Consider the following 18,375-nt stretch of genomic DNA (forward strand, 5'->3'; position numbering starts at 1 on the left):
ATGAAGTTACCTAATATGAAAAAACTGTCAGTACTTGCTAAAAGTTGTTTAGTCGTTTTTGGCTTTAGTGCAAATGCCAGCGAAACTGAACAAAAATATTATCCAGACGAAGAGCAAAAGTCTTTTGTTGGGCCAGAGGAATATTTTACCGGTGATGTAAACGTACAAATGTTGTTTCCAGATAATGACACCGCACACTATTCCGGCGCCAATGTTACCTTTCAACCAGGTGCACGCACTGCATGGCATCAACATCCTGCAGGTCAGCATATGGTAGTAACAGAGGGGACAGCAGTTACTGGCACCAGAGATGGCAGGGTCATCGAGTTCCATGCTGGTGAAACTGTATGGTGCCCTAAAGACATCGATCATTGGCATGGTGCTACGCCACATGCTGCTATGACGCATATTGCGCTGACCGGCAGTAAAGACGGCAAAAATGTAATTTGGAAAGACAAGGTAACAGATGAGGTTTATCAGAAAGTCTTCTCCGTTAACCAAGAAGAGCAAAAAGTATTAAGGCACTGTCTGCTGAACAACAAGCTTTAGTCACAATTTCGGCCTTTACCGCCAGTGGTGATTTAATCGCCCTTGAACGAGCAGTAACACAAGGATTAGAAAATGGTCTATCCATAAGTAAAATTAAAGAGTTGCAAATGCATTTGTATGCATATGCAGGATTTCCTCGTAGTCTGAATGCGCTGGGCACTAACATGAAAGTGGTGGAAGCCAGAAAGTCTCAAGGCAAAGAGGATATTCAAGGGGAAATAGCGGATCCTTTTGCATCTCCAGAAGATAGCTTAGCATTGCTTAAGAAACAAGTGAGTCTTGAAGCATCCCAAAACGTCATAAAAGCACTTCAATAATTAGGCATACCCCAAGACTGTTCGACGTTGAGTATACTCAACGTCGATTTTAAACTAAGTTGCTATATTAACTCGGTTTAGTCTTTGCTCTTTTTAATTCGATTAACGCTAGCCACCCCAATCATTCCCAAAACAAATAGCATAAGGGCGTGAGGAGAGGAAACCGCAGAGGCTTGTCGTACTTCCATTAAAATGGATGCGTTGTCAAATCCTGCATCTATATAAGAGCCGTTGATCAATTCGCCAGTAGCAATAAAGCTGATATAACGGGTATCTGATACAAGCGAAAAAGTTTGCGAAATACTCTGGTTGTTAGCGCTAGGTCCGCCCAAACCAGTAAACACTATTTGCGATGCTAGCAAGTTTAAATTTGTATCATAAAGCTCGTAGCCTAGCGTAATTCTATCATTTGCGTAAATTGCTTCAGCCGAAAACGTAAAAGTACCCAGTAACGTTGCTGATAAAGTGGCTAAATCAACTCTTTGAAACAAGGTTGTAGTTTGTGGGTTGGGACCTTCTTCCCATGGAGACGCGAAGAAACTACCATCTGAAGATTCAAGAAAATAAGCACCTATAGGTGCCGCAGACGTAACTCCCCATTCTAAAGGCGTAATTGGATCCGATTGAGTCCAACTACTTAGATCCCCAGTAGCGAAATCGCCATTAGTGAGGATTTCTATTGGTGTTGCCCATGCTTGAAGATTTGTTATTAAAAGTAAACATACTCCGGCCAACATCTTTTTTAAATTCATAACTAAATTTCCTTATTAATCAAACATCATGACCACTGCGTTAGCAGCAGAAAAATACTGCGCAAATATTAGGCCAAATATTATTTATTAAAAAAATCAGTGAATTAGGTGGTATTTAAGAAGTAAATACTAGGCGAGTGTAAAATTTATTGACGGTTGAATAGAGCTCAAACTAAATAATATACACGAGTGTCCCAAAACCTCCGAATTTGCGTATTTAGTTTATGGTTCAACAAGGTAACAAGAAGTATGAACTTAATCGTTAATTTTGCGTTCAAAGTTTATGCTCTTAACTAAAAGTTTATAATTGAAATGCTAGGAAAATTTAAGAAGTTCTTCGAAACTAACGACAATGACGATCAAAAATCACAAGCAGAAAAGCTCCACGAAGCATGTGCTATTTTGCTATTGGAAGTATCTAAAGCTGATTACGAAGAGACGTCAGAAGAAACCCAAAAAGTAAGAGAACTGTTAAAGCGAAACTTTGATTTAACGGAAGAAAAACTAACTGATCTTATTCAAAACAGCCGCGAAACTGAAGCAACTTCAGTTCATCCGTTTACTGCGCTTATTAACGAACATTACGAATATGAGCAAAGAGTTGCGCTGGTCGACAAACTTTGGGCGGTGGCCTATGTTGACGGCGAGTTAAGCAAATACGAGGAAGCCTTGATTCGTAAAGTGGCAGATTTGTTATATATCCGCCATTCTGATTATATAAAATCCAAACTCGCGAATGCCTCTTAATCCAAATATAATGGACTAACTGATACTGGTTTTAACCAACCAGTTCCGACAAAATAAAATTATAAAGATAAAAGAGAGACAGAGCATGCAAGCCTATCCAATTGGTACCAAAGGGCAACCTTGGGGTGATGAAGAAAAAGGACTTTGGTTATCCAAACAGGAAGTTAAACGAAGCTATCAAGGAGAAGTCGTCGACAAACTACAAGCAGTTTCCGATCATTTTTCACGTTTTCAATATGGTGCGCTTTCGTACAACAAAACCCGATATCCATTATTGGCCTTTACTTCTGCCCAAATGGCACTGAATAAACCCACTGTGCTGATAACCGGCGGTGTACACGGTTATGAGACTAGCGGCGTGCAAGGTGCAATAGAATTTTTACTGCATCATGCCAGCGACTATCATACGCATTTTAACTTTGTGATTACCCCCTGCATTAGTCCTTGGGGTTATGAAACTATCAATCGCTGGAATCCTGAAACTATAGATCCTAACCGCTCGTTTTTTCAAGACAGTCCAGCCCAAGAAGCGCAAAAAGTCATGGACTATGTCCATTCTTTGGATGTTCCTATTTTTGCCCATTTTGACCTGCATGAAACAACAGATACTGATGATTCAGAATTCCGGCCCGCTCTAGCCGCCAAAATAGGCAGTGAATTTCATGATTGGGGAATTCCAGATGGATTCTATACCGTAGCTGACAGTACACGCCCTCAACTCGACTTCCAAAAAGCGGTCATCAACTCAGTTAAAAAGGTAACCCATATTGCGCCGCCCGATGATAAAAACCAGATTATTGGCAGTGAAATGGTGCAAGAAGGCGTAATTGAGTATGATAAAAGAGCTTTATTTTTGTGCGCTGGTTTTACCGATGCTGATTACGTCACTACCACAGAGGTGTATCCAGATAGCCCAAAATCTACGCCAGAGATTTGTATTAAGGCTCAAATTGCGGCTGTTATTGGCGGCTTAGATTATTTGAAATCGGAAATCGCGTAAAGATATCGGGCTCAAAGTCTTTAATTCGCGCTCGAATTCATCTATTTTACAATGTGATTATATCTTCTAGGACGAAGACCCCATGTTGTTAGAGCGCGACCTTGCTATACAACAATTTAAACAGGCAGCTGAATTATCCAAACATTCGGGTAAGCTGCTTTTAATAAAAGGGGAAGCAGGGGTTGGAAAGACGGTGTTGCTCGAGCACATGCGTCTGGCACTACAACAACAATTCATTTGGAGCGGTTGCGATCCATTATCCACCCCAAAACCCTATGCGCCAATACTTGAAATCGCCGGCGCAATTTCTAACGATTTAATCGATGTTCTAGAACAAAATACCCTTGCAGCCAAAGTTGCTAATATCTTTTTTAATACTTTATTCGACTTGAACAAGGGCACAATTATTGTCATAGAAGATGTTCATTGGGCTGATAATGCCACCTTAGATCTTTTAAAGTTCATCGCTCGGCGTATTTCGTTTTTACCCTGCTTAATTTGCATTAGCTTTAGAGATGATGAAATTTCTCCTGAACACCCACTTGCAGCTGTACTGAATTTAGTCCCTTCTGCTCATACTATGCGTATTGAGCTTTCGCCTTTTAGCTTAGATGCAGTAAAACTGCTGGCTTTAGAACAAAACAAAGATGCCCAGCGGATTTTTGAAATCACCTCTGGTAACCCCTTTTTTGTAACTGAACTTATTTCAGCTCAACCCCTGAGTGAAAATAGTATTCCCTCATCTGTTCGGGATACAGTGAATAGCAAAGTGGCTAAACTCTCTCATCGACACCGACATTTTGTGCAGTTTTTATCTGTTATGCCCTATGGCATACCTGTATGGCTAATCGAGGATATTTTTGATCAGGCGGTAGATGATTTACTAAGCCAATGCATAAGATATCGAATCCTAATGGTGGATAACAGTCAAGTGATTCGATTCTGCCATGAACTCGCCCGATTGGCCGTGTTAGACAACATGCCAATTACTGCACAAAAACAGTTTCACGAGAAGATTTTATCGGTATTGGAAGCAAGTGAACAGGCACAAAATATAGCGTGGATGGTCCAGCACGCTGAAGGCGCATTAAACGCAGAAAAGGTGATTCAATATGCCACATTGGCAGCTAACAAAGCGGCAGTAATGGGAGCGCACAAAGAAGCAGCTTCTTACTTTAAAAGAGCCCTTGATTTTTCTGACAATGCAGAAACTCAGGTAAAAGCGCAATTGTATGAGAGTTGGGCCTATGAAGTGGGTTTAACTGCTCATATGGAACAATCTGTGATCGATGCAGTGCGCCACGCAGTGGATTTATGGAAAGCCTTAGGCAGAACCGACAAAGTCGGCAAAAACCTCAGGTTTTTAGCCCGTTTATATTGGTATCAAGGAAAGGCGCACAGAGCCGAGCAATTTTCTTTGCAAGCCATTCAAGTATTTGAAACCTTGGGAGCTTCCAGTGACCTAGCAATGGCTTATTCTATGCGTTCCCAATTAGACATGCTAAATGATAGAACCAAAGACGCGATTAACTGGGCTGACAAGGCGTTGCAACTTGAAAAGCAGTTTCCTAATCCTTTAATTCGAGCTCATGCCCTTAACAACAAGGGAACTGCTCTTATTATGAAAGGCGATAGCTCTGGTGAAAGCATGATGCACGAGAGTTTAGATATTGCCTTAAAACAAGATTTTCACGAAGATGCGGCGCGGGTTTACACTAATTTGTCTGACTACTACATTAGGTTTAAAAAGCTCAAACAAGCAGATAGTTTTATTACCCAGGGTATCCAATTTGATATCTCGCATGACTTGGATGCCTGGACCTATTACTTGGTAGGCATCCAATCGGCATTGCGTTTGGAACAAGGACGCTTTTATGATGCAGTTACCATTTCTCAAGGTGTACAAAAATTAGAAAATCAAACATTGCTGATGAAGTTACCTTCTTTATTAGTTTTAGGACGAGCATTGTCAAGATTAGGTGATCCCAAGGCTTTGGAAGTGTTGTCGAATGGCTTGCAAAACGCGAATGCAACCGACGAATATCAATACATGATACCGGCTCGTTTGGGGTTAATAGAACATGCGTTTTTCAATCATCGCTCAGAAGATTGCCTTGCCCATTTGCATTGGTTTTCTGAGTTACCTGAAAATGTGCTCAACGCATGGCAGTACCAAGAGCTAAGGCTTTGGATGGATTTACTCGAAATCTATACTGCGAATAAAATTCAATTGCCTATTATTACTGCTCCCGAGCCATTGGCGGCAATTCAATTACCTAAGGCAGTCGATGATTGGATGTTGCTGGGCGTACCCTACAACGCTGCAATGCAGTTTTTGGCATCAAATAAAGAACCACAAGACAGCAAACAGGAATTACTTAAGGCCTATTCTATCTTTGAACAATTAGAAGCTAGCGGCGCCATTGCTTGGCTCAGACGCTATGCTACCCAAACGGGGTTTATCAACGAATTACCTAAACAAAAGCGTGGACCCTATAGTAAAACTAAACAGCATCCATTAGGCTTGACCAGTAAAGAACAAAAAGTCTTGGTATTGCTTGCAGAAGGCTGCAGCAACGCCGAAATTGCCGAGACATTATGCCGTTCAACACGTACTATAGAAAATCATGTATCTTCAATTTTGGCCAAACTTAATGTACAAAATAGAATAGATGTGATGTTAAAGATCCAAAATGAAACATGGCTAATTGAAGAAGCAGCCAAATAAAGTGTATTGATAATTTGTCAGGAACAACACTAACTATTATGAAAGACCCAATATTTGAACAATTAAAACAAACATTAACAAAGGCTTACAGTCCATATTCAGGCGTCCAAGTGGCCGCTGCAATTGAGTATGAAATTGATGGGGAGTCTTTCATTGAGTACGGGGTAAACGTAGAAAACGTATCTTACGGGCTCACTCAATGTGCAGAACGAAATGCAATTTGTTCGGCAGTGACAAAGGGCATGAAAAAAATTACATCTGTCCGTTTAATGTCCAATCAAGAAGCGCCTTTAACGCCTTGCGGAGCATGTCGACAAGTGATCGTTGAGTTTGCAGCAGACGCAAGTACTTGGATTGAAAGTAAATCCATGCAGGATGATGTGGCTTGGCACTGTACTGTCCCCGAACTCCTTCCTTCTGCTTTTGTCCTTAAATAAGTGTCCGGAGCGGACACTTTAGCTGTCCGCGGACACTTTAAAAATCGCAAATATTTCTTAATTTTATAGTATTTTCAATAAGATAAGAGTTGGCTCGAAGCTGGCATAGGTAATATCAAGTTTTTACCATTTTATTAATGCCAGGTCGTTTATGTTAGCTATTTATTTGTTGTTATCCCCTCTTTCTGTGCTGTTTTTTGCATGGCTAATTTGTCTGGTGGAAACACCTAAACTACCAGATTAGGACTTCTGTGATGATTAAGGATACTAGCGGTCAGGATGTGGTTTTAGAAAAATCCTCTGTGAACAAGGTTAAGTTAGCAGCTGGCGTTATTACAGTATTGGTGCTTATTGCAGTTCTTAGCTTGGTGTTTGCTAAACCTTCTGCCAATAAATCGGTTGATATGGCTCGAGTACAAATTGCCACCTTGGAAACCGGCGACTTGGTACGGGACATTATTGCAAATGGCCGTATAGTTGCCGCTAACGCGCCTCAGTTGTACGCCCCAGAACAAGGATTTGTCGAATTAACCGTAAATGCTGGTGACAGTGTTGAATACGGTCAGGTACTCGCGGTAGTGGAAAGTCCTGAATTGCAAAATAAACTTGAGCAAGAGCGTTCAGAGCAACAAAGGTTAGAAGGACAGCTTGCGAGACAGGAGTTAGACGCTCGTCGACAAACCCTTCAACTCACCAAACAACTGGATCTTGCAGAGGTAGACTTGCAAGCAGCTGAAAGAGAAAACAGACGGGCACAAAAAAGTATCATCAACAATTTAATCAGCCAGATAGACCTAGAAAAAGCGGTAGATGATCTTGCTCGCGCACAATTAAATTTCAAACATGCCAAACAAGAAGTTGATCTCGCCAAAGATACCTTAGCGTTCGAGCTTGATGTTTCTCGTTCAACGCTTTCCAGGCAAAAGTTAATCGTTGAAGAACTAGAGCGTAAAATTCAGCAGCTCAATGTAACCGCCAGCGTTACTGGCGTAGTAGGAAATCTGCTGGTGCAACATGGAGCCTTGGTAGATAAAAACATGCCATTGATGACTTTAGTTGACCTTACAGCTTATGAAGCAGAAGTTAACGTTGCTGAAAGCTATGCAAGTGAACTAAGCATCGGGTTGCCAGTTGAGCTACGTATTGGGAATTCTATACTAGAAGGTACTTTGGCCGCCGTATCGCCGGAAATAAAAAATCGCGAGGTCACCACTAGGGTTAAGCTACACCAGCCAGATTTGACCATGCTGCGCCAAAATCAGCAAGTCACAGCCCGCGTACTGTTAGATAACAAATCTAACGTATTGAAAGTAAAGCGGGGTAGCTTCATGCAGTCAGGTGGTTTTATAGCCTATAAGCTTGAGGGCAATATTGCCCACAAAGTCGATATCGAAGTTGGCGCTAAGAGCATGCGTGAAGTGGAGATTTTGACCGGACTGCAAGCAAACGATCAAATTATTATTTCAAATTATCAAGAATTTATCGACGCAGACACTGTTCTGCTGAGAAATTAAAAGGAACAACACTTATGTTAACTATGCAAAACGTCAGCAAGGTATACACCACGGAAAAAGTACAAACCCATGCCCTACGCGATTTTAATTTAGAAGTAAACGAAGGTGAATTTATTGCAGTTACTGGTCCTTCTGGCTCAGGTAAAACCACCTTTTTGAATATTGCGGGAATGTTAGAAACCTACAGCTCAGGGCAATATTTATTGGACGGTATCGACATTGGGCGATTAAGTGACAATCAACGTGCAGATTTACGCAATCAAAAAATTGGGTTTATCTTTCAAGGCTTTAACCTTATTCCAGATCTTAATATTTTTGAAAATGTAGAAGTGCCGCTTCGATATCGAGGAATTAAATCTGCAGAACGTAAAGCAAGAGTGATGGAATGTTTGGAACAAGTTGGTCTTGGCAGCCGATTGAAGCATTTACCCCAACAATTGTCTGGAGGGCAACAACAACGAGTGGCTATTGCTCGTGCCTTGGCGGGTCGTCCTCGTTTTTTATTAGCGGATGAACCTACAGGTAATCTCGATAGTTTGATGGCCAGACAGGTAATGGAGTTGCTTGAAAAAATCAATCAAGAAGGGGCTACTATTATTATGGTTACCCATGATCCCGAATTGGCGCGACGTGCACCTAGAAATATTCAAGTAGTTGATGGACAAATTGCCGATTTTTCACTTTATCAAAAACAACTCGCAGGTACTGAGCCTGCTGTGGCCGAGGTGTAATATGCTAGCGCATTATCTGGATTTGAGTGTTCGTAGTTTTAAACGCACACCCATGACCACTTTACTGATGATCATTGCAATAGCATTGGGCATTGGTGTGACTATGACAAGTTTGTCTGTGTATCACATGATGTCCATGGACCCAATGCCGCACAAAAGCAGTAAATTATTTCATCCGCAATTAAATACTCGTGATCAAGGGGTTAACTGGTGGACCCAAGACGATCTGCCTCATCAATTGACTTACATAGACGCGAAAAACCTATATCAAGCAGATATTCCGGCGTTAAAAACACCTTCAGTGAAAACCGGTTATAGCGTGCATCTAAATGATGACCAAATTAAACCCTTTATGGAAACAGTGAGACTGATTGATAACGACTTTTTCACTATGTTCGACATGAGGTTTATTTACGGTGGTCCTTGGTCAGATGAGAGTGATAATAGTGGCGAGTTAGTCACTGTAATAAGTGCCGAACTCAACGACATATTGTTTGGTGGAGAAAACTCCGTTGGCAAACAAGTATTTTTCGATAAAGTGGCATTTCGTATCGTGGGTGTATTTGATGATTTTGATTATCACGTTAAATTTTACGACTTAACCAATGGTGCTTTTAATCAAAATGAACAGGTATTTATTCCCTTTTCCCTGATAGAACCTTTAGAAGTTAACAATTGGGGTAATACCAATGGTTGGAAGTATGAAGATATAAGATCCTTTCAAGACAAACTTAACTCGGAATTAGTTTGGCTACAATTCTGGGTGCAATTAGATTCTCCTGAAGAAGTCACCTCATATAAAAACTTTTTAACCAACTATTTAACCGAGCAAGCAACCCTAGGCCGATTCGAACGCCAAGACGTGCATTTTGACCTAAAAAATGTGATGCAATGGCTGGATTACAACAATGTAGTCACTGAGGATAATAGAGTAGTTGTGGGTTTAAGTTTTTTATTTCTGGCAGTTTGTGTGGCAAATATTGTTGGCTTGTTACTTGGTAAGTTTTTAAAACGCGTACCAGAAGTGGGAGTGCGCAGAGCCTTAGGCGCCAGTAAACGCCAAGTGTTTATGCAGCATTTGGTAGAGGTATCGCTGTTAGGGCTTATCGGAGGAACTTTGGGGATAGCCATCGCTCAACTCGGATTATGGGGCGTGAGGTCAACCTATAGCTACTATGACGCTTTGGCTACTATGGATTTGAGTATGTTTTTAGCTGCGCCTTTAATCGCTATTTTAGCATGTATTATAGCTGGGCTTTACCCTGCTTGGTTGGTTTGCAATACCAACCCTGCTTACTGCTTGAAAACGCAATAAGGAAGTAAAAATGTTAGATATTAAACCCACCATCAGCGCATTACGACGTTCTAAAGCAGGCGCTTTTTTGTTGTTGATTCAGATTGCAATTGCAACTGCCATTGTGAGTAACGCGTCATTTATCGTGTATGACCGCGTACAATATATTTCTCAAGATACAGGATATCCAGAAGATGAAGTGTTTTCATTTTCACTAAATACCTTTGGAGATGTTGAAGACTTATCGCAACAAATGGAACAAACAGAACAGCTGCTGCGGAATATGCCCGGTGTGATAGATGCAGTCTACGTGGATAGTGTGCCTTTAAGTGGCAGTGGATCCGCTAGCTCTTTTGCTAACTTACCACGCGACCAAAATGAACAAGAAAACTATCGTGAAGTTCGCGCGGCCTATATAGGCGCAGATGAACACATTTTTGAGGCCCTAGGCGTGGAAATAGCAGAAGGCCGAGGCTTTCTTCCCAGCGATGTGATTGTTACCAATACTCGAGCAGATTTACCACCAGTTGCTATTGTAAGCCGATCGTTTTTAGATGAAATGTTTCCTGAAGGTGACGGCTTAGGTCAACATATTTTCACTGGCAATATGGGTGCTCAAATTATAGGTGTGGTAGAAAAGATGAAAGGACCATGGCTGAAAGACTCACGCCCAGATAATTTGCTTTTGATCCCATATGCAGAAGCCAGTGTGTATCAAAACTTTATTGTGCGAACTAAAGCTCAAGACAGATCTGAGGTTATAGGCAAAATAGAGGACTTATTGTTAGAACAATATAATGAAAGAGTGATTATCAATTTACGCGGCATGGATGAATCCAAAGCAAGATACAATGCCGCAGACTTACTCATGGTGCGTATGCTAATAGTACTAATGGTAATCCTGGTATTGGTCACAGCCCTAGGCATATTTGGTTTAACCGTATTTAATATTAGCAAACGGACCAAACAAATTGGTACAAGAAGAGCCTTAGGTGCTAGAAAATCAGCCATAGTACGCTATTTTTTAGTAGAGAATTCATTGGTTTGTGTACTTGGATTAGCGGTAGGAATTACTGGCGCTATAGGTTTGGGTCATTTCTTAATGACAGAATATTCGTTACCAAAATTAAGTTTGTATTATGTAGTTGCGACTGCTATTGGGGTGTTTATAATCAGTTTACTGTCAGTGTTAATACCGGCAAACAAGGCCGCTAACATATCGCCAAGCATAGCAACCCGAACAATTTGATGTGAATTAACTTTTTATGGACAAAATTCTCATAGTGGATGACACGCCAGCGGTGTTACAAGCACTATCGCTGGCGCTTGAGATTCACGGGTACGATGTAATTACGACTACTTCGCCCAGTGAAGCGGAAAAACTAGTGGATCAACTCAGGGTTGCCTTGGTTATTCAGGATATGAACTTCACCCGAGATACCACGTCTGGTGAAGAAGGTCGTGAACTCTTTTATCGATTACGCAAAATCAACCCTCATTTGCCGATCATTTTAATCACCGCTTGGACAGACTTAGAGCAAGCGGTCGAATTAGTAAAAGCGGGTGCAGTGGATTACATAGCTAAACCCTGGGACGACCAAAAGCTGGTCAACACAGTGGCAAACCTAGTTGAACTGGGTAAAAGCAAACAGCAGCATGAAAAAATTCTCCGTCAGGTGGAGGGCGTAAAAGATAGCCAAAGTGCAGCGCAATCAGTTGGTTTGATATATCAAAGTACAGCCATGCAACGTACGGTAGACATGGCAATTCAAGTTGCAAAAGCAGACATTTCGGTATTGATTACAGGCCCTAACGGTGCAGGTAAAGAAAAAATCGCAGAATTGATTCATGCTGAATCCTCTTTGGCAAATCGACCTTTTGTCAAAGTTAACTGTGGTGCATTACCCGCAGATTTAATTGAAGCTGAATTGTTCGGCGCTGAAGCTGGAGCTTATACAGGCTTAAATAAGACCCGTATCGGGCGTTTTGAGGCAGCCAATGGCGGCACACTTTTCTTAGATGAAATTGGTAATTTATCTTACGAAGGACAAACAAAGCTGTTGCGAGTGTTGCAAACTGGTGAATTCGAGCGTTTAGGATCTGTTGCGACCCAGAAAACAAAAGTAAGAGTAATAAGTGCGACTAATGCGAACTTACCAGAAGACATCAGAGCGAATAAATTTCGAGAAGATCTCTACTACCGTTTAAATGTGATTGAAATACCGTTAGCACCTTTGGCTAAGCGGGTGGATGATATCATGCCTTTAGTCGCCTTTTTCCTGCCCAAACGGGATATTAGTTTAGGGGCAGAAAAAGCATTGCTTGAATATCCTTGGCCGGGAAATGTGAGAGAGCTGGAAAATGCTTGCAAGCGAGTGGCGGTAATGAAGCCTACAGGGATTATAGAAGCTTCAGATTTCGTGTTAATGGATCTTACAAGCGAGCATCATAAAGTTCCAGCTCAGGAGCCAGATAAACAGGCATTGGAAGATGCAATGCGTGAACATCAAGGTGTTATAGCTCGAGTTGCTCGACAATTTGGTCTAAGCCGGCAAGCGCTGTATCGACGGCTAAATAAATTTGGAATCGAGTATTAATGGGGCTTAGGCTAGCGCACAAACTCACAATGACAGTTACTCTTTGTAGCCTGATCGTTAGTGTAGCTATTTTATACATTTCTTCCTTGGATCTATGGATTTGCGTTTTATTACTGCTGGCCGTGGTTGTCTTCTCGAGTGCTCTAGCGGCTTATTTTCTGCGGGATCTTAATAGTGGCATAGATGCATTAGAGTTAGGTTTACTCAATCTCAAAGATGGTGAATACTCCACGAGTTTAGCGTACAAAAAAGACGATGAATTTGGTGAGCTTTGCTCGCTATACAATGCAACGTCAGAAAAATTACGCGCCGAGAAACATTGGCTATATCAACGAGAATTACTGCTGGATAAGATTACCCAAAGCTCGCCGGAAGTGCTTATTTTACTAAATAACAAACGCCAAATCGTGTTTAGTAATTACGCTGCTAAGCAGTTTTTTAAAACCAAAACTGGCTTAGAAGGCGTGCTAATCGATGATTTAGTGCAAGGGACGCCAGTTGGGGTGAAAGAAATTTTCAACGGTATGCAAGATGGTCTTTTCACCATGTCGTGGGAACAACAAGATAGCCAAACCTGGTATCTTACGACAGGTGAATTCAATCTAAATAATCAGCCACATAGATTGTATATTCTAAAGCAAATGACAAGAGAAATGAGTCGTCAAGAAGTGGCAGTGTGGAAGAAGGTCATTCGCGTTATCAGTCATGAATTAAATAATTCTCTTGGCCCCATAAGTTCTATGCTCAACAGTGGAAAGTTACTGGCGGGCAACGTTGAAGATGAAAAGCTCTCAAGAGTTTTTAGTACCATAGATGATCGTATTCAGCACTTGTGTGATTTTGTGCAAGGCTATGGCAAGTTTGCCAAATTGCCCGAACCTAAGCTTCAAACAATTGACTGGCAGAGTTTCACTCAGTCTCTTGGGCAACAATGGCAATTTAGCCTAGAAGGTGACACTAATTTAGTTCTTTACGCGGATCCTATTCAGCTAGAGCAACTCATGATTAATTTGATTAAAAATGCCCATGAGTCTGGCTCACAAATCAAGGACATTGTGGTTAGCGCTTGGAATGTGGAACAGCAAGTGGTGATCAGCGTAAAAGACAAGGGTAAAGGGATGGGGGAATCAGTGCTAAACAACGCGTTATTGCCTTTTTATTCCACCAAACCTTCTGGCACAGGTCTTGGCCTTGCCTTGTGTCGGGAAATAGTAGATGCTCATCATGGTCAAATTGCCCTGAGAAATAGGCCAGAAACCGGCTTAGAGGTAAGAATATCTTTGCCATTGCAAAAACAAGGCTAAAATAAACAAGGCATTTGCAAGGTCTGATTAAATAGATCAATACATAATTAATTTATAAAAAGAGCTCAAATAATTATGCAGCCTCATGAAAACAGCCCTTTAGACGATTTTATTGAATACCCCGAAAAAGTGATGCAGCAGCGCAGTGCAGATTTTCTTGCGCAAATGCGGCGTCGCCATAGTGTGCGAAGTTTCAGCGATCGACCTGTATCTCGAACTGTCATTGAAAATTGTATTTTAACCGCAGGTTCCGCGCCAAGCGGCGCAAATCACCAACCTTGGCATTTTTCAGCCATTCATTCTGAATCAGTCAAGCGTCAGATCAGAGAGCGAGCCGAAGCTCACGAGCGAGAGTTTTATCAAGGCAGAGCAGGTGAGCAATGGCTAAAAGATCTTAAGCCATTAGGTACAGACGCTAATAAATCATATTTGGAAACAGCCCCTTGGCTGATAGCTGTGTTTAGCCAGAAAACTGGTGAGCTCGAAGGAGAACAGAAACGTCAGAACTACTATGTTCACGAATCTGTTGGCATTGCGGTAGGCATGTTAATTACGTCTCTACATAACGCTGGACTTGCCACCTTGACTCACACCCCAAAACCCATGAATTTTCTCACCCAAGTGTGCCAGCGACCAGACAACGAACGAGCCTACATGCTAATTATTGCAGGCTATCCAGCAAAGGATGCGAGCGTTCCTGAACATGCACGTAAGAAAAAATCCTTAACGGAAATCGCTAGTTTTTTATAACTAGCAAATGTTTCAAGCATAGCGATTTTTTCACCAATATACCTAAAGGCTTATTCACCACCGACTAACTGACTGCTATACTGACTAGAAAATAAAAATAGGATTCACCATGCGCCCTTTTTCTCTTATCAATTTAATTGGCCTGTTATTCAGCGCTGCAGTATTTGCCAACCCTCAATATATAAAGGCTGACGCATTAATAGATGTTACTAATGGCAAAGTAATAAAATCGCCTTTAGTCGAAATCAGTGAAGGCAAAGTAGTAGCTGTTACTGCATCAAAAGATGTTCCAGAAGGCGCAGATGTTATTGATTTGTCTGGCCACACCTTGTTGCCAGGTCTAATGGATATGCATGTGCATCTAACTTCTGATGCAAATGAGCACGGCTATAAACGCTTGAATGCCTCTTTACCTCGTACTACTTTGAAAGGTGTTGGATTTGCCGAGAAAACCTTATTAGCCGGCTTTACCACTGTGCGAAACGTTGGCGCCCCCGGATTTGCTGATGTGGCATTAAGAGATGCTATCAATGATGGTGAGCTAGTAGGCCCACGCATGTTTGTTGCTGGTCGTTCAATCGGCGTAACCGGTGGTCATTGTGATAACAACTTGTTGCCTTTTGAGTATGGTGTAAAGTCTGATGGTGTTGCTGATGGTCCTTGGGCTGTACGTGAGAAAGTAAGAGAAAATATAAAGTTCGGCGCTACGGTAATTAAATTCTGCGCTACAGGCGGCGTATTGTCTAAAGGCACGAAAGTAGGTGTGCAACAGTTTACCTATGAAGAAATGGAAGCCCTAATTGATGAAGCCCACATGCGCGGATTAACAGTGGCAGCTCACGCTCACGGGTTAGAAGGTATCAAATCTGCCATTAAAGCCGGAGTGGATTCAGTTGAACATGCCAGTTTTATCGATAAAGAAGCGATTAAATTAGCCAAAGAAAAAGGTACTTATTTATCCATGGATATTTACGTTACAGAATATATCCTGGGTGAAGGCGAAAAAGCAGGGATCTTAGAAGAAAGTTTAGCTAAGGAGCGCACTGTAGGTAAAACTCAGCGCGCGAATTTTGAAAGTGCAGTTAAAGCTGGAGTAAATATGGTGTTTGGTAGTGATGCTGGTGTTTATCCTCATGGCGATAATCCCAAGCAATTTGCTCGTATGGTTAAGTTTGGTATGACGCCATTACAAGCTATTCAAGCAGCGACTATTAATCCGGCAAAACTACTTAAGCAAGACAAAATCTTAGGTAGTGTGAGCGAAGGAAAGATTGCGGATATTATCGCAGTTAAAGGAAACCCCTTGAAAGATATTGAATTACTTGAGAAAGTTGTCTTTGTAATGAAAGAAGGGCAAGTTTATAAACAACCTGAATAAATTTACAAGACCCTTTTAATTTAACTAGTAGCGCTAGAGTAGTTTTTTAAAAGGGTCTCAGTGATGCAAAAACACAGTATTGGATTTATTCTTAGCATTTTACTTTGTTCTTGTGCGATCAATGCAGAAGAACAAAGAACCTTAGAACATACACAAAAATTGGCTGTCAGCTTGAGTTATGACGACGCGCTAAACAGCCAATTAGATACAGCCATTCCCCAATTGGACAAACACCAATTTAAAGCATCTTTTTATTTACTGCCGCGTTCCGAAGCTTTTGCTAATCGTATCGAAGAATGGCGTGCTGTGGCTGCAAATGGTCATGAATTAGGCAATCATTCACTGTTTCATGGCTGTCGTGGCAGTAAGCCTAATCGCGACTGGGTAATTCCATTTACAGACCTTGATAAACGCAGCGTTGAAGAATTGCGTATGGAAATAGCGGTCGCAAATAGTCTTTTACAATCTTTAGATGGAAAAACTCACAGAACCTTAACCTTGCCATGCGGTGATCTCTTAGTGGGAGGAGAGCCACTGTTGCCCGCAGTGGAGCAAATGTTTGTTGGAGTGAAGGGGCAAGGCGTAGAACAAGGCACTGAAATACTGCATGCGCCTAGTGAAGTCGACGGTAAAACGCTCATCAGCTATGTGCAAAATGCCAAACCTGGCACCAAGATCGTGAGTATTTTATTTCATGGAATAGGCGGTGATCATCTAGCGGTTTCTGAACAAGCTCACGCAGAGCTGTTGCAGTTCTTGGCAGACAATCAAGATAAATATTGGGTCGACTCTTACGTTAATATCATGCAAAAAATTCAACAGCCTTAACGACCTATTTTATCAGTTGTAAAATTGCTTTGAAATGTGGTGAACGGCAATCACCCACGAGTTCATATAGACAGGTTTCAATACCTGTTATCTCAATCTGTTTTTGCATGAGCTTTTGTAAGGCTAATTGTTTATTCTCCAATGTACGAGACGACACACATTCATTCACCACTTGTACCTTTACTCCTTTTTCATGTAACCCTACGGCAGTTTGATAAACACAAATATGAGATTCAATGCCGCATAATAGCCAGTTTTGTTTATTATGGAATTCTATTGCGTCAATAAACTCTGGTGTATCGCATGCGTTAAAAGTGTATTTCGTTATCGGTTTGTAGTTGCTCAGCGCTTTATTAAGCTTCTTGCTGGTAGGGCCTAAGCGTTCAGGATTTTGTTCCAACCAAATAATCGGAAGCCCTAGAATTTTCGCACCTTCAACAAAGTCGACACAGTTATTGATTAAGGCATCGCTTTCATACACCAAGTTCGCCAATTTCCCTTGAATATCAATTAGCACAACACCAGTGTCATCTAAATTCAACATAAAATCCCCTCCCAAAAGCCAGTTGTATGCCAAGAATATTTCACTAAAATTAGGCTTTATTGATGTTATTCTCGTAGCAGTAAAGCAAATTATTTAGCGAGCAAATACATGCAAATTAATAGTGATTTTACACAACCTGTGATCATTTTACCCGAGCAATACCAATTTGTGGATTCACCACTACCTGGAGTGAGCCGCATGATGTTAGATCGCGTGGGCAAAGAAGTTGCGAGGGCTACCAGCATCGTAAAATACACTGCAGGCGCTGGTTATTCATCCCATACTCATGGAGGCGGTGAAGAAATTTTCGTATTGTCGGGCACCTTTAGTGACGAACATGGAGATTATCCAGCGGGTACTTATTTACGTAACCCCCCTGGGAGTGAACATACGCCTTTTTCCAAAGATGGTTGTACAATTTTGGTTAAACTATGGCAATTTGCTGAAGATGATTTGCAATCTATGGTGGTCAATACCAAGATAGCCAAATGGTTACCAGGTCAAGTAGAAGGGCTATCTGTGTTACCCTTACACGATCATGATGGGGTCAGTACTGCACTTGTACGTTGGGCGCCAAATACAGAATTTTCAAATCACACACATCCTGGTGGCGAAGAGATCTTGGTTTTGGAAGGTGTCTTTAACGACGAATATGGAAGTTATCCTGCAGGGAGTTGGATAAGAAATCCCAGATTTAGTAAACACACACCCTTTACTCAACAGCAAGGCGCGCTAATCTACGTCAAAGTTGGTCATCTAGATGCGAATTTAATGGGCGACAAGTTTTTATAGCGTTGATGAGTTTGTGAATTCAGCCATTGAAACTCAATAAATAATTTTAAATTTATAAATAAAAACAGCTGCCTTATTCATAAAGAAAGAGCAGCTGTTTTAGTTAAAATCTA

At 41.4% G+C, this 18,375-nt stretch carries 18 protein-coding genes and 1 pseudogene; 17 read left to right on the forward strand and 2 right to left on the reverse strand.

Features of this window, described 5'->3' with window-relative positions:
* The 3 genes and pseudogenes from ACNKW3_RS03660 to ACNKW3_RS03670 all read left to right on the forward strand — a co-directional run bounded on the left by ACNKW3_RS03660 (window position 1) and on the right by ACNKW3_RS03670 (window position 866).
* Complete coding sequence (locus tag ACNKW3_RS03660; RefSeq protein ID WP_427397911.1) at window positions 1-549, forward strand: (R)-mandelonitrile lyase; 549 nt, start codon at window positions 1-3, stop codon at window positions 547-549.
* 5 nt (window positions 550-554) lie between these two features.
* A pseudogene (locus ACNKW3_RS03665) lies at window positions 555-644 on the forward strand (hypothetical protein); the annotation flags it as partial.
* Window positions 645-656: 12 nt separating this feature from the next.
* Window positions 657-866: a hypothetical protein gene (locus ACNKW3_RS03670; RefSeq protein ID WP_427397912.1), complete on the forward strand. Its 210-nt coding sequence runs from the start codon at window positions 657-659 to the stop codon at window positions 864-866.
* 77 nt (window positions 867-943) lie between these two features.
* On the opposite strand, the gene ACNKW3_RS03675 is transcribed toward ACNKW3_RS03670, so the two are convergent.
* The gene (locus ACNKW3_RS03675; RefSeq protein WP_427397913.1) at window positions 944-1,618 is read right to left on the reverse strand and encodes a hypothetical protein; all 675 of its coding nucleotides are present in this window, start codon (window positions 1,616-1,618) and stop codon (window positions 944-946) included.
* A gap of 312 nt (window positions 1,619-1,930) precedes the next feature.
* Between ACNKW3_RS03675 and ACNKW3_RS03680 the strand changes: the two genes are divergently transcribed.
* From ACNKW3_RS03680 to ACNKW3_RS03740, 13 genes are all read left to right on the forward strand, one after another.
* Window positions 1,931-2,365, forward strand: a complete 435-nt coding sequence (locus ACNKW3_RS03680; RefSeq protein ID WP_427397914.1) for a TerB family tellurite resistance protein — start codon at window positions 1,931-1,933, stop codon at window positions 2,363-2,365.
* Window positions 2,366-2,450: 85 nt separating this feature from the next.
* On the forward strand, window positions 2,451-3,365 hold the full coding sequence (locus ACNKW3_RS03685; protein WP_427397915.1) for a M14 family metallopeptidase: 915 nt from the start codon (window positions 2,451-2,453) through the stop codon (window positions 3,363-3,365).
* An 82-nt stretch (window positions 3,366-3,447) separates the two neighbouring features.
* A complete protein-coding gene (locus tag ACNKW3_RS03690; RefSeq protein ID WP_427397916.1) occupies window positions 3,448-6,093 on the forward strand; it encodes an AAA family ATPase in 2,646 nt (881 codons plus the stop codon).
* Between the two features lie 38 nt (window positions 6,094-6,131).
* Complete coding sequence (locus ACNKW3_RS03695; protein ID WP_427397917.1) at window positions 6,132-6,530, forward strand: cytidine deaminase; 399 nt, start codon at window positions 6,132-6,134, stop codon at window positions 6,528-6,530.
* Window positions 6,531-6,784: 254 nt separating this feature from the next.
* Complete coding sequence (locus ACNKW3_RS03700) at window positions 6,785-8,044, forward strand: efflux RND transporter periplasmic adaptor subunit (protein ID WP_427397918.1); 1,260 nt, start codon at window positions 6,785-6,787, stop codon at window positions 8,042-8,044.
* A 14-nt stretch (window positions 8,045-8,058) separates the two neighbouring features.
* The gene (locus ACNKW3_RS03705; protein WP_427397919.1) at window positions 8,059-8,775 is read left to right on the forward strand and encodes an ABC transporter ATP-binding protein; all 717 of its coding nucleotides are present in this window, start codon (window positions 8,059-8,061) and stop codon (window positions 8,773-8,775) included.
* A 1-nt stretch (window position 8,776) separates the two neighbouring features.
* The gene (locus ACNKW3_RS03710) at window positions 8,777-10,090 is read left to right on the forward strand and encodes an ABC transporter permease (protein ID WP_427397920.1); all 1,314 of its coding nucleotides are present in this window, start codon (window positions 8,777-8,779) and stop codon (window positions 10,088-10,090) included.
* A 10-nt stretch (window positions 10,091-10,100) separates the two neighbouring features.
* Window positions 10,101-11,318, forward strand: coding sequence for an ABC transporter permease (locus tag ACNKW3_RS03715; RefSeq protein ID WP_427397921.1), 1,218 nt, complete (start codon window positions 10,101-10,103; stop codon window positions 11,316-11,318).
* A 16-nt stretch (window positions 11,319-11,334) separates the two neighbouring features.
* Window positions 11,335-12,666 carry a sigma-54-dependent transcriptional regulator gene (locus ACNKW3_RS03720; protein WP_427397922.1) on the forward strand — a complete coding sequence of 444 codons (1,332 nt, stop codon included), beginning with the start codon at window positions 11,335-11,337 and terminating at the stop codon, window positions 12,664-12,666.
* Between the two features lie 29 nt (window positions 12,667-12,695).
* Window positions 12,696-13,970, forward strand: a complete 1,275-nt coding sequence (locus tag ACNKW3_RS03725; protein ID WP_427397923.1) for a sensor histidine kinase — start codon at window positions 12,696-12,698, stop codon at window positions 13,968-13,970.
* Window positions 13,971-14,045: 75 nt separating this feature from the next.
* Window positions 14,046-14,720: a nitroreductase family protein gene (locus ACNKW3_RS03730; RefSeq protein WP_427397924.1), complete on the forward strand. Its 675-nt coding sequence runs from the start codon at window positions 14,046-14,048 to the stop codon at window positions 14,718-14,720.
* A 109-nt stretch (window positions 14,721-14,829) separates the two neighbouring features.
* The gene (locus ACNKW3_RS03735; RefSeq protein WP_427397925.1) at window positions 14,830-16,098 is read left to right on the forward strand and encodes an amidohydrolase family protein; all 1,269 of its coding nucleotides are present in this window, start codon (window positions 14,830-14,832) and stop codon (window positions 16,096-16,098) included.
* Between the two features lie 63 nt (window positions 16,099-16,161).
* Window positions 16,162-16,926 carry a polysaccharide deacetylase family protein gene (locus tag ACNKW3_RS03740; protein WP_427397926.1) on the forward strand — a complete coding sequence of 255 codons (765 nt, stop codon included), beginning with the start codon at window positions 16,162-16,164 and terminating at the stop codon, window positions 16,924-16,926.
* A gap of 4 nt (window positions 16,927-16,930) precedes the next feature.
* Here the strand turns inward: ACNKW3_RS03740 and ACNKW3_RS03745 are convergent, their stop codons facing one another.
* Entirely contained in the window at window positions 16,931-17,470 is a 540-nt protein-coding gene (locus tag ACNKW3_RS03745) for an isochorismatase family protein (RefSeq protein WP_427397927.1), read from the reverse strand.
* Window positions 17,471-17,578: 108 nt separating this feature from the next.
* On the opposite strand from ACNKW3_RS03745, the gene ACNKW3_RS03750 reads away from it, so the two are divergent.
* Window positions 17,579-18,262: a cupin domain-containing protein gene (locus tag ACNKW3_RS03750; protein WP_427397928.1), complete on the forward strand. Its 684-nt coding sequence runs from the start codon at window positions 17,579-17,581 to the stop codon at window positions 18,260-18,262.
* The last annotated feature ends 113 nt before the right edge of the window (window positions 18,263-18,375 follow it).

It is taken from the genome of Glaciecola sp. 1036, assembly GCF_050306235.1.
Taxonomy (GTDB): Bacteria; Pseudomonadota; Gammaproteobacteria; order Enterobacterales; family Alteromonadaceae; genus Glaciecola.